We start from the raw sequence: 12,184 nt of genomic DNA on the forward strand, positions 1-12,184 counted from the left end.
CGCCCACCCGTTGGTGTCCATGTGCAGGTTCTGGCAGTCCTTGGCCAACTGGATCGCGTGGTCGCGCGAGTAGTCGGTCACGTTCGGGAACGCCATGTGGTGCAGGATGATCTTGTTGGTCTGGTTGCCGGTGATCTGGATCGGGCTGGACGGGGGCCGGGCGCCCCAGGTGTCGCAGTCGATGATCCAGGGGAACTCGGCGGACGGCGTCGAGGGCGTGGCGCCCGCCGCCCGCGCGGCACCGGGGAAGGCCAGTTCGGTGCCGACGACCGCGGCCACCGCCCCTCCCAGACCCACCTTGAACAGGGTGCGGCGATCGACCTCGTGCTCGTGCATGGGCATACAGGCTCCGCGGGAACGCGTGGCAGCTTCCTCCAGCCGCCACTGGGCAGTTGGAGGATATTTCCGCGAACTGACGGAGGGCCAGAGGCAGTCGCGGGATTGCTGCTCGGGCTTGCCGTGTACGCGGGCGCGGCGTTTCGCGAGCGCTACCAGAGGCGGCCGCGCCGGTACCGTCCGCACACGTCACAACCGGGGCCTCCTGACGCCGCTCGGTAATTCGTCACCGACCGGCTGTTCAGAAGGCCCCGCCCTCGTGTCCCGCTCCTGTCGGGACCACCTGAACCGGGAACCCCGGTTGGAGACCTGCTCCTCATGGCCGAGGACGGCAACGGCGACCGACGGTCATGGCAGGTCATTCGGCAAGCGGAGCAGGGAAGTGGGGAGCCGTCGGGGCGTGTTGGTAAGCCTGGGCATGTCGTGCTGGTCGTGGTCGCGAGGGTCTGCCCAGGCGACGCCTCGGTGCTGTTGCTGACGCTGGGCTCGCCGCTGATCGGGCGCCCGATGCAGGTGCGCTTGAAGGAGGCCGGGCGCGTGCGCGGAGCGGATCTCCCGTACTAGCTCCCGGCGAGGAGCGCGCCCCCGTCGACGGTGAGCACGGTTCCGGTGACGAAGCTGTTCTCCATCAAGTACAGGTGCGCCGCGGCGATCTGTTCCGCTTCCCCGATCGACTTGGTGAGCGTCCGATCGGCGAGGGCCGAGAACAGCGCGGCGCGCTGCGGCTCCGGAACCGGGTCCCACAGCGGCGTGCGAATCGCCCCCGAGCGGACCGCGTTGACCCGGATCGGGGCGAGTTCGGCGGCCAACCCCCGTGTCAGACCTTCGGTGGCGGACGCGGCGGCGGCCGCGAGTGCCGTACCGGGTGCGGGGCGGACCGCGACCGTCCCGGACGACAGCACGATCGATCCGCCCGGCCGGACACGCGGCGCGGCGTGCTTCACCGCGGCGACCGTTCCCCAGAAGCGGACCTCGAGCAACTGCCGGGCGGCGTCGAGCGATACGTCGGCCAGCGGCTGCGGACGTACCGCGTCACCGGCGGTGTACACCAGGTGGTCGAGCTCGCCGACGTGGTCGAAAAGGGCGGCAACGGATGCTTCGTCGCGGGTGTCGACGACGTGTCCGTCGCACGTGTCCGGCAGGTCCGTGAGGGCGGCCTTCAGGCGCTCCTGGTTGCTCGATGCGATCGTGACGGTCGCCCCGGCCGCCGCCGCGGCGCGGGCTGTGGCCAGTCCCATCCCTGAACTGCCGCCGATGATGACAATGCGCTGACGTGAAAGGGCCATCGTGCCAACTCCTCTGTCCCGAAGGTGATGACTCATTGCGTCGTCAGCGTAGCAGCGATGACGACTCACTGCGTCATCACTGCTAGGATGGTGGCCATGCCACGATGGGATCCGTGCGCCGAAGACCGGCTCCGCGACGCAGCGCTGGAGTTGTTCCTCGAGCGTGGATACGAGAACGTCACCGTCGCCGAGATCACCGAGCGGGCGGGGCTGACCCGGCGCTCGTTCTCCCGTTACTTCGCGGACAAGCGGGACGTGCTGTTCGCCGGTTCCGATCAACTCCCGGCCGCCCTCGCCGGCGCCGTCCGCCGTGCCGACACCGCCCTCGCCCCGTTCGAGGCCCTCCTGGCCGCTCTCGTGGACATCGCCGCCGGGATGGCCGACCAGGCGCCCCTTGCCGCACAACGGCGCGCGGTCGTCCAGGCCAGCCCGGAGTTGCAGGAGCGGGGGCGGACCAAGTTCGCCGCCGCGACCGAGGCGGTGGCCGACGCGTTGCGGGACCGAGGTACCGCCGAGCCGCAGGCGACGCTGCTCGCGGAGGTCGGCGTCGCCGTCTTCCGCAGCGCGTTCGAGCGCTGGACCGACCGACCGGACGTTGCTCCCTTGCCGGCCCGGATCCGGGAGGCGGCGGCCGAACTCGCCACCAGCCTGGGCGCGGTGGACCTCAGCGCGCCGCCGCATCCCTGAGACGCCGGGACCGTACTCGGTGAGTGGTGTTTGCGGATGGCTCGGCGCTCAACGCCGACGAGCTGGTTGAACAGTAAGTGCATGACGGCCCGGCCGAGCAGGTTGCCCGGTGTCGCGTGGCGTGGACGCGGCCGACCTGGACGAGGCCGACTTGGACGAGGTGACGGCGACGGCGGCCGAGAGGCGCGGCGGGTAGCGGGATTCGAACCCACGGCCTCTTCGTCCCGAATGCCGTCGAACCCAGCTCGCTGCCCGGGCATTTGGCGTTGCCGCAGGTCAGAGGGTTGGGCTGGGTGGGCCTGGGGCGGCTTCGCGGGGGCTCGGGGAGCGGTTCGGCTCCCATATGGCTCCCAGGAATTCCCCGGCTGACGTGCTCCTTTGTCGTGTCTCGGCGTGCGGCGGAGGAGGTGACACCCAGCGAGTCACGGCAGCGGGAACGTCGGTACAGCGGGCAGTCGTTCGTCTCGTCGGAGGGGAGCGCCGATGAAGACGCGCCAGAAGGATCGGGAGGTCCCTGGGCCCGATGAGCCGTGGAGTGAGATATGTCCCGGCCTGTGGATGGGCGGACACTACTGGACCAACAGAGCCGGCGAGTTGCAGCCGGCAGTTGTGGGCGGTGAGTTCGACCTCGTGGTGAGCCTCTTCACCCTCCCCGGGCACGGCCCGTCCGCCGCCGTCGAGCATGTGGTCGTAGAGCTCCCCGACGGCCCGTTGATGCCGGATCAGATCGGTGCGGTCCAGCAACTCGCCATACGTGTCTCCGCCGCCACTCGGGCGGGGCGTTCCGTCCTCGTACGCTGCCACTCCGGCTACAACCGCTCGGGTCTGGTCGTCGGCCAGGCGCTGATCGAACTGGGGAGCGACCCGGGTGACGCCGTGGACCTGGTCCGGCGGAAGCGGTCGCCCTGGGCTCTGAACAACGAGGTGTTCGAGCAGTACCTCACCGCGGGCCTCGACGTCGCCTATCTCTTGACCGGACTGGAACCGCTCCACTGAGAGGCGAACCCCCACCATCGCCTTCCGCAGCCCCTCGGCGGCGTCTCAGCCCGTCGCCGCGATGCGAGCCGCGGCGTCGGTCCAGGGGGTTGGTTCTGCAGCATCGTCGGCCATCATGCTGTCCTCCTCCCACCAACCGGTTCCGTCCAGCCAGGAGGACAGCCACTGGGCGAGTGACGGGGAGTCCAGGAACCAGGCATCGGCCCAGTCGGCGGGGCCGGCGTTGGGTTCGAAGAGGAGGACGGGTGCGTCGGGGTGCAAGCAGTCGACGGCGGCGTACATCCCGCAGCCCCAGTCCAGGATCGACAGGACGCCGTGGGGCCAGTACGCGCCGGAGGCTGTGCGCAGCGTTCCGTACTCGGCGACAGCTGTCCGCCCCTGCCCGGTCAACGGCAGCAGGTAGTACTCGGGACCGAAGCCGCCGTTGGCGACATGGCGGTACAGCCCGTTCAGTATGGGTGGAAGCGTGAAGCCGAGAACGGATTCAGCCTGCGTGATCTCCTTTTCGCCGATGCATGGCGGAAGGTCAGCTGTCTGCTGCTCGGCGCGCGCACGTACGCGCTCGAAGAGCCGTGTCAGGTCGGTCACGCAGCCTCCGGGGCCAGTTGTCGGGCGGATCAGGATCAACCGCGGGGCTTCCGCGATGGGAGACGTAGCTGTGTCAGAACTCTCGGATACCGTCCGTGCGTTGGAACGAAAGCAGGGGGAGTGGGACGGCGTCATGGGTGCCAAGACAAGTTTGCTGATCTTTTCGGACGGGGAGACGCCGTCCGCGCTACGGGGTGCCCGCGTCGTTGACGGCTCGGCGACGGCCGAGCTGCTCCAGCGCCTTTACCCGGGCTGGGTTCTGGAGCCCGACGATGGCACGACCCTGGTGGAGGCGACGTATCCGCCCGACGGCGTTTGCTATGCGGCCAGCTTCTCGGGTGTGGACGTCGTCTGCGATCGGCGTCTGATGAGCCTCCGCCCGTCGTCCATGCCCGAGTATCTGCTGGAGGCGAGCGGCAGGGGTCGAGTCTTCTTCCACGCGATGCACAGCGTCTCGGATGCCCTCACCTTCGCTGTCTGGGAGAACGGCCGGCTGGTGCGCTCCCTCAGCCTCTCGCCGGACAGTGGGATCGTCGAGGACATCGGTGCCCCGTACGACTTCGAGGCGCCGTACTGGGCGGGAGAGCACCCGGTCGAGCCGGTTCCGGAGTGGGGCGATGACCAGCCGCCGTACCCACTGGACTTCCACCCCCTCGAACTGGGCGAGGAGGCGCTTCGCGCGTTCGCCGGATTCGTGCTGGAGGGCTACCCATCGCCCGCCGATGCGGACCCGGACGAAGTCCCGCTCAACGGCTACCGGGTCACCGACCCGAACGGCCCCGACCCGGCCGAGCTCAGAGCGGAGATGCAACAGCGAGCGGCGGCCATGCATCGGCATCGGGTGCTGCGGTTCGAGGCGGACGGCACCATCACTGCGGTGTAACAGCCAGCTCGAGGGACCGCAGGAAGCCAGCCGCCTCAGCCGGGGAGCCGTCGGCAAGTTGATATCGCGGAACTCCAGTCGGCCCGACACCTACGCCTGGGACCGAGCAAATAGCGCCACGGCACGTAACTGGGATTGGTCGTGTGGTCGGCTGCGGTCCAGCTTGGCTGAGAGTTACTCGGCATCGGCGGCCGTGGCATTGGACGCGGACGGTTCCCCGAACTCCGTACCGACGCTCTCGCCCTCTGTGCCCGTCTCCAGCAAGGCGAGTTTCGGCCGCTGGAGCTGCGCCCGTTCCTCGTCCGGGATGTTCATCGACTCGGCCAGTACGGCGGCGAGCGCGGACACATGAGTGCTGTCGATGTCGGAATCGAAGAGCCACCGGAGGTTGTCCTCGGACGTGATGAGGTCGATCACCGAGCGCCCGTTCCCGTCCCGTGCCGCCGGTGCCCGGACGTATCGCACACGATCGATCGGAATGTCCTGACCGATCTCGCCCTGCCCGAGGAAGGCGTTCGCCTTGGCCGTGATGATGCGGCGATCCGTAACGGCGACCAGATTCCTCGCCGCCGCCTTGTCCATCGCCGGCGCTACCTTCTCCTTTGCCCCATCGAGGATCGCACCGATCCGTGCGGGGGCATCGAGGCCGAGGGCGCGGAGGGTCTCACCGTCCTCGATGCGCCAGCGCAGAATGCGGAGATACCGTTCGAGATCCAGCGACGTGGGCGCGCAGACGACTTCGGGAATCTCGAGCGGAGGGGCCGGCGGGTGGAGGGCGTCGGCAAGCGGCTGGATCGCTTCCAGAAGTTGCGTACTGGTGAGGCGGGCCTTCTTCGCGTCCTTCCGCTTCCCTATCAGCGGCACTGTTGTGCGTCCGGGGAGCTCGGCGATGATGCGTAGCTCCCGCGTCAGCGAGTCGACGAGGCTCGTCGTGTGTGCCAGGGCGGAGTTGATCTCCTCGCTGGTCTCGCGCTCAATGATCTCGACGAGCCGTGCCTCGTCGGCCTCTTCGCGGCCGGCGGCCCTGGCGCGCGCGGCGTGGAGCGTCTGGTAGCCGGTCCATGCCTTGAGTGAAGACAGGAGAGCGTGGGCGTCGAAGACGATTGCCCTGGCGTTCGTCTCGAGGTATTCACGTCGGCTGGGCGTGTCCAGCCGACCGAGCTGCCGAACATGTTCGCCGACGTTCAGTCGGTATGTCTCGCGCTGCTTACGCAGAGCGTCCTCTTTGGCTGCGACCTTCTCCCACTCGGTCGTCGTGACCGATTCGAGCTCACGCGCGCGACTGACCGCGCGGTCGACGGTGTCGACGAGCGACGTCAGTTCGGCCCACTGTTCGTTGCGCAAGGACGTGAGGACCTCGCTTGTCAGCGCGATGTTCGTCCTCACGAGGCCGGTGACTTCGCCCAGCATCGCCTGAAGCGCGACCATGGCCAGCGCGGGCCCGGTCGCGGCCGCGAACTCGGCTGCGCTCACCCCGGTCACAGGGATCAAGCGGGCTTGATGGACTATCCGGCCGTTGGCGAACACAGCGCCGAGCTTCGCGCCGTCCTTGGCCGCGAGCGCTCCGCCGGCGCTCAAAAACGCCCTCGTCGTGTCGCCGAGTCTGTAGATCCCTTCCACACCGGCGAACGCGTTGGCGAGGTTCCCGCCTACTGTCGCCGCGTTGCCGATCGAGGCGAGGGCTGCTGCCGAGAGTCGCGTGCGGTCGTCGACCGATACGAGCCCCATGTCCAGCGGATCGAGCTTGAGTTCCGCAATGAGCTCTGCCGAGACCTCCCCGAAAGCGACAGCAACCCCTGGCCGTACCTCCACCAGGACCGTCGATGCCGCGGCCGAGTCGCTACCAGAGGGGGACGGCGGACTGTCCGCAGCAAGTGCGTCGGCGGTATCGCTCCGGCCGTTCTCCTCGGGCTCGGCGGCCTCCATCGAGTCCGAAGAATCCTGCATGCGACGTCCTCCCCCAGAGGCGTGAAACGGCCCGACGGCGTCGGCGTTCACTGCCGCAGAGTACGGGAGGCCGCCCGGCGGTGAGCACGGATTCGCCGACGGGCATCGCTCGCAGATTCCATCGAGGCCGAGTCACAGTTTTCGCCGCGGGCGGCTGGGCCAGGGAGCTTCAGTGTCTGAGGTTGGCGAAGGGAAGGGCGTGGTGCAGCGTCTCGAACTCGGCCAGCAGACCGTCCTCCTCGCCACGGGGGTCAGGTGCCGGCTTCCAGGCGACCAGCAAGGCGGCGGAGTCTTGTAGCTGCCAGATGTACCGCCCGCCGTGGTGACTGGTTCCACCGGCACCATGGCGGGCGTACTGCCTGAGCCGACCACGCAGGCCGTGGTCGGCAGCAGTGCCCGCGTCTGCCTTGCCGATGTACAGGATCTCAGCGCCTTCGACCCACTTCGCCGCAAGCCGCGATGTACTCACCGCGGGATTGTTGCCCTTGCGCCACCCCGCCGTGCTGGCAGCCAGGAAGGTCGGTGCGGCGTCGGAGGTCCTGATCACTACGTAGATCCCGCCGTCGAGGGGGAGCAGCTGGGTCGCCAGAAGGGAGAAGGGTACGAATCCTCGGAATCCGCGCTCCTCAAGGACTTGGCGTGAGAGGGCCACGAGCCGATTATGGCGCCGGTGCGGTGCGGCTACGCCGATCGGGGTGAGTGCGCCCCCACAGTGCCCCGACGGCTCGACCGCATATTGACCATCTGTCTTCCCCCGATGACCGTACGTAGATAACATCGGCGCCCTGACTCGATCCTTGGGGGGAAGATGTCAGGGGGCTTAGACAGCTGGCTGTTCGCTGCCGTGTCGGAGTTCGGACGTGCCTGCAAGGTCAAACTGTCGGGCGGCGGCAGTCCGGAAGCCTCCATCCGCGCACCCCTTGAGGCGCTGCTCCAGGCCGTCGGCGAGCACCACGAGCAGCACGAGGTCTCCTGGCACGACGAGTTCCGCGTCCCCGACCTCGGCGTCCGACCCGACTACGCCATCCGCTCAAGCGGTGAGCTGGCGGGCTATATCGAGCTCAAGAGGCCGGGGTTGTCGGTTGACCCCGACACCTTTGGCAAGAGCAACCGCGAGCAGTGGGAAAAGCTCCGGAACCTGCCGAACTTGCTGTACTCCAACGGCACCGAGTGGCGACTGTTCCGCGACGGCAGGCAGCTCGGCGAGACGGTCTACTTCACAGGATCGCTTCGCTCTGCGGGCGAGAGCCTGGCGCCGGTGGACCCGGGCGCGCTGGATGCACTGCTGAAGCAGTTCCTGGTGTGGACGCCTCCACCCATCAAGCGCGTCGCGCGGCTCGTACAGCACGTCGCCCCGCTCTGCCGATTGCTGCGCGCTGCCGTCCTGGAGCAGTTGTCAGCCGAGGCCCGATCGTCCAAGAGGGACGACGATGTCCGCGCTCGGCCGTTCACGGAGCTCAAGAACGACTGGCGGCGGATGCTGTTTCCGTCCGCAGACGATGCGACCTTCGCCGACGGCTACGCGCAGGCGGTCACGTTCGCCCTGCTGCTCGCTCGCTCCGAGGACGTGCTGCAGGACGGAATCGGCCTCCATGACATCGGACGCCGCCTCGATGCCGACCACGCCCTCATGGGGAAGGCCCTCCAGCTCCTCACCGACAACGTCAACGAGCGGTTCACCGTCACGTTGGAACTGCTGCGCCGAACCATTGCCCAGGTGGACTGGCCGGCCATCCGCACCGGCAACCGTGACGCCTACCTCCACCTCTACGAGCACTTCCTTACGATCTACGACCCTGTGCTGCGCCAGCGGAGCGGCTCGTACTACACCCCGCACGAGGTCGTTCAGGAGATGGTGCGTCTGACCGAGGACGTGCTCCGTACGCGGCTCGGCCAGTCTGACGGCTTCCGCAGCGACGGCGTTCGGATCGTCGATCCCGCCATGGGCACCGGAACCTTTCTCCATACGATCATCGAGCGGGTCGCCGAGCAGGCCGCCGAGGGCTCCGGACGGGCAATGTCCGCCGACGCCATCTCGCGCCTAGCCCCGCGGCTGTACGGGTTCGAGATGCAGATGGGACCGTTCGCCGTTGCGGAGTTGCGCGCCTCCGAGCTGCTCAAGCGCTACAACACTCCGCTACCTGAGGGCGGGCTCAACCTCTTCGTCACCGACACGCTGGACAACCCGTTCGTCGAGGACGAATACCTGGCCTCCACATACGGCGCCCTGTCCGAGTCCCGCCGGCGAGCGAACAACGTCAAGGCCAACGTTCCCGTGACCGTTGTGATCGCCAACCCGCCGTACGACGACAAGGCCGAAGACCGCGGCGGCTGGGTGGAGAAGCGCACCGACCGCGCCGAGGTGCCCTTGCTCGACGCCTTCCGCTACCCAGGCAACGGGCGTTATGAGCACGTGCTCAAGAACATGTACGTCTACTTCTGGCGTTGGGCCACCTGGAAGGTCTTCGACGCGGACGACGGTGAACGCCACGGCGTGGTCTGCTTCATCACGCCTTCAGGCTGGGCCACTGGTCCTGGCGGTCGCGGCATGCGGGAGTATCTGCGCCGCACCTGCGACGAGGGCTGGATCATCAACCTGTCACCGGAGGGACACCGCTCCGACGTTGCCACGCGGCCCTTCCCGGGCGTCGCGCAGCCACTGGCGATCTCCATATTCGTTCGCAAGGCGGGAGCAGAGCGGGGCGAGGGCCACCGGGCGAGGGTGCACTACCGGGCGCTTGCCGGCCGCCGGGCGGACAAGTTCCACCAGTTGCACGCGGTGCAGATCGATGATGACGGCTGGCGTGACGCGCACTCCCGGAGTCCGCGGCCGTTCACGCCCCTCACTCAGTCCGGATGGGAGGACTTCCCAGCGCTGGACGACCTGTTCCCGTGGGGCAGCCCCGGTGCAAAGTCCAACCGCTCGTGGGTGAGCGACCCATCGGACGACGTACTTCGCCGACGGTGGACCACGTTGATCCGAGGTGACGACCCGGTCCTCAAGGCCACTCAGTTCAAGGAGACGCGAGACAGCGATCTGAACACCAGAAGGGAGCCGTTACCGGGCCAGCCCGCCCACCTGCATTCGTTGGCGCAAGAGACCGACGTCCGCCCGAACCTCATACGCACCTCGCTCCGCAGCTTCGACCGCCAGTGGCTGATCGGCGACAACCGCGTACTCGACTACCCGCGACCCGACCTGTGGGCGTCCCTCCAGGCAGGGCAGATATTCCTCAACCAGCAGTCCTCCCATGAGATCGACTCCGGCTCTGCGGTCGTGGCCACACACCTCGTCCCGGATACGCACCACTTCAACGGCCGCGGAGGACGGATTCTGCCACTCCTGCACCCAGACGGGTCTCCGAACTTGCCGCCTGGACTGCTCGCGTTCCTGGCTCGCGCAACGAACCAGGACCGGGTCACGGCCACCGACCTCGCCGCCTATGTCGTGGCCGTTGCCGGCCACGACGCCTTCACTCAGAGGTTCGCCGAGGAACTGCTGACGCCGGGTGTACGCATACCTCTCACCCGAGACGGAGGGTTGTGGGAACGCGCCGTCGGACTCGGCCGGGAAATCCTGTGGGCCTCGACCTACGGCGACCGGTGCCCTGATCCCGCGCTCGGGCGGCCCGCCGGTGAAGTGCAGTTCCCCCTGGGGGACGAGCGGCAGGTCCGCTACCTGACGCAGATCGGCAGCCGCATGCCTGATCGACTGGAGTACGACCCAGCGACAAGAACGCTCCACCTCGGGGACGGGTCATTCGCTCCCGTTCCCGACGTCGTGTGGGCGGATGACGTCGGCGGCATGAAGATCGTCAGCAAGTGGTTCGGATACCGGAAGGCCGCGCCGACCAGCAAGCGGACGAGCCCCTTGGACGACATACACGCGGAGCGCTGGCCGCACGAATGGACGACGGAACTCATCGAGTTGCTCTCCGTACTCCGCCGTCTCACCGACCTCGAACCGCGCCAGAGCGATCTGTTGGGGGAGATTCTCGCCGGCCCCGTGATCACGGAGGCGGAGCTGACTGCAACTGGAGTGTGGCCTGTTGCCGCGGCTGCCCGGAAGGCGCGCCACGCTGCGGTCGATGTCCTCTTCGAGGGGCACGAGGTGCCGTAACCCCAACGGCAAATCACAGGGTTTCGTCCATACCCTCCAGTGCCTCTGGCAGCGAGCAGGAGCCATCAGCCACACTTCGCACCGCCCGTGCGAATTGTGGGGCCACCGACTCGCGCATGTCGGCCAGGCGGGCGATCTCGGCCAGCCGCTCCTGCGAGGACTCGTACAGCGCCCGGAAGTGCACTGCAGCACCCAGATCCGTGAGCGCCAGCGAACCGCCGGCCAGGTCGACCAGCTTCATCCAACGGAGCGTCGGCAGATCGTCCCGGGCCAGATCCGCATCCAGCCCGTCCAAGGCCAATGCCTCGACGAAGGCCGTCCGATCGCTCGGGTCCGGAACCGATCCTTCGGCCAGCCGTGCCAGGAGTCTCCACTGCGCTTCCGTGAGATCCAGGTGAGGCAGGGGTGCGGCAGAGTGCATGAAGCCATGCCTAGCACGCCGCACGGACAGCAGCGGCGACTCCACTCCGCCGGGCGGGCAGTCGGAAGTCCTGAGAAGTGGTGGGAGAGATGGGCCGGTCTCCCCGGGGCGGGGCTGCATGCTGGGGCCAGGCTCGCCTCGCAAACCCGAGAGGATCGGCTCCCATGCAGGTTCCAGAACTTCCAGGGGAAGAGCGACTTGGTCTTCCTCATCTACGAACGTGGACGACGAGTTCGCCAACTGGCAACGCCGGCAGTTAGTTGGTCGATACCGTAGGTAGCGAATCGTGGACGAAAGGGGCGTTCCGTGAAGGCGGATACGGTCGACTTGCGGGGATCTTCGGCAAGGACGTGCGGTACACAGTGCCGCTGTTCCAGCGACCGTATGTCTGGAACAGGGACGAGAACTGGACGGCACTGTGGGAGGACATCCGTCGGGTGATCGAGCGGACGGAGCGGGCGGGCGGCAGCGGGGATACCGTTGCGCCGCACTTCCTGGGTGCGGTGGTGTTCGACAAGACGCCGTACCTGTCATCGAATCTGGAGACCCGGCAGGTCATCGACGAGCAGCAGCGGCTCACGACCCTGCAGCTCTTCTTGTACGCCGCCCGGTTGTCCGCTGCGGGGATGGACCACGAGCGCTCCGTACGTCTGCTGAGCAAGTTCCTCGAGAACGATGAGGACCTGTTCGACATCGGTCAGCACCCGGATCATCGGTACAAGGTCTGGCCCACTAACGCGGAGTACGTGTTGGGGGTGTGGCCGATCACCATGCTGGGAGTGCGCCACTCCGCGAGGACCCAGGCCGTCTCGTTCGGATCATCTGACGCCCTTTGCAGTCACCGGGTTTCGGCAGATCGCCTTGGTCAAGGCCAGCGTGGCCGACTGCGGGGGTAACCTCGCTTGCCGGGAACGAGGCGG

At 67.7% G+C, this 12,184-nt stretch carries 10 protein-coding genes and 1 pseudogene; 5 read left to right on the top strand and 6 right to left on the bottom strand.

All coding sequences use genetic code 11. The features are described from left to right. Together C4U44_RS09870 and C4U44_RS09875 are read right to left on the bottom strand one after the other, a co-directional pair. Nucleotides 1–342: pseudogene (locus C4U44_RS09870) on the bottom strand (peptidoglycan recognition protein family protein); the annotation flags it as partial. 554 nt (nt 343–896) lie between these two features. Beyond that, on the bottom strand, nt 897–1,622 hold the full coding sequence (locus C4U44_RS09875; RefSeq protein ID WP_103885335.1) for an SDR family oxidoreductase: 726 nt from the start codon (nt 1,620–1,622) through the stop codon (nt 897–899). Between the two features lie 96 nt (nt 1,623–1,718). Between C4U44_RS09875 and C4U44_RS09880 the strand changes: the two genes are divergently transcribed. Together C4U44_RS09880 and C4U44_RS09885 are read left to right on the top strand one after the other, a co-directional pair. Continuing rightward, complete coding sequence (locus C4U44_RS09880) at nt 1,719–2,309, top strand: TetR/AcrR family transcriptional regulator (RefSeq protein WP_103885786.1); 591 nt, start codon at nt 1,719–1,721, stop codon at nt 2,307–2,309. 558 nt (nt 2,310–2,867) lie between these two features. Then, nucleotides 2,868–3,305, top strand: coding sequence for a protein-tyrosine phosphatase family protein (locus tag C4U44_RS09885; protein ID WP_322973581.1), 438 nt, complete (start codon nt 2,868–2,870; stop codon nt 3,303–3,305). A gap of 45 nt (nt 3,306–3,350) precedes the next feature. Here the strand turns inward: C4U44_RS09885 and C4U44_RS09890 are convergent, their stop codons facing one another. Beyond that, the gene (locus C4U44_RS09890; protein ID WP_103885337.1) at nt 3,351–3,893 is read right to left on the bottom strand and encodes an SMI1/KNR4 family protein; all 543 of its coding nucleotides are present in this window, start codon (nt 3,891–3,893) and stop codon (nt 3,351–3,353) included. Nucleotides 3,894–3,993: 100 nt separating this feature from the next. Between C4U44_RS09890 and C4U44_RS09895 the strand changes: the two genes are divergently transcribed. Next, a complete protein-coding gene (locus C4U44_RS09895) occupies nt 3,994–4,776 on the top strand; it encodes a DUF6928 family protein (RefSeq protein WP_235031958.1) in 783 nt (260 codons plus the stop codon). A gap of 174 nt (nt 4,777–4,950) precedes the next feature. Here C4U44_RS09895 and C4U44_RS09900 read toward each other — a convergent pair whose 3' ends face one another. Together C4U44_RS09900 and C4U44_RS09905 are read right to left on the bottom strand one after the other, a co-directional pair. Beyond that, nucleotides 4,951–6,774 (bottom strand): hypothetical protein, encoded by a 1,824-nt coding sequence (locus tag C4U44_RS09900; RefSeq protein ID WP_235031959.1) that lies wholly within the window; start codon nt 6,772–6,774, stop codon nt 4,951–4,953. 118 nt (nt 6,775–6,892) lie between these two features. Next, complete coding sequence (locus tag C4U44_RS09905) at nt 6,893–7,375, bottom strand: hypothetical protein (protein WP_103885339.1); 483 nt, start codon at nt 7,373–7,375, stop codon at nt 6,893–6,895. Nucleotides 7,376–7,567: 192 nt separating this feature from the next. On the opposite strand from C4U44_RS09905, the gene C4U44_RS09910 reads away from it, so the two are divergent. Further along, a complete protein-coding gene (locus tag C4U44_RS09910) occupies nt 7,568–10,843 on the top strand; it encodes a type ISP restriction/modification enzyme (RefSeq protein ID WP_235031960.1) in 3,276 nt (1,091 codons plus the stop codon). 13 nt (nt 10,844–10,856) lie between these two features. On the opposite strand, the gene C4U44_RS09915 is transcribed toward C4U44_RS09910, so the two are convergent. Next, entirely contained in the window at nt 10,857–11,264 is a 408-nt protein-coding gene (locus C4U44_RS09915) for a helix-turn-helix domain-containing protein (protein WP_146088226.1), read from the bottom strand. Between the two features lie 260 nt (nt 11,265–11,524). On the opposite strand from C4U44_RS09915, the gene C4U44_RS09920 reads away from it, so the two are divergent. Then, nucleotides 11,525–12,160, top strand: coding sequence for a DUF262 domain-containing protein (locus tag C4U44_RS09920; RefSeq protein WP_103885342.1), 636 nt, complete (start codon nt 11,525–11,527; stop codon nt 12,158–12,160). Nucleotides 12,161–12,184: the final 24 nt, after the last annotated feature.

The sequence above is a fragment of the Actinacidiphila yanglinensis genome (assembly GCF_900107965.1).
In the GTDB taxonomy this organism is placed as follows: domain Bacteria; phylum Actinomycetota; class Actinomycetes; order Streptomycetales; family Streptomycetaceae; genus Actinacidiphila; species Actinacidiphila yanglinensis.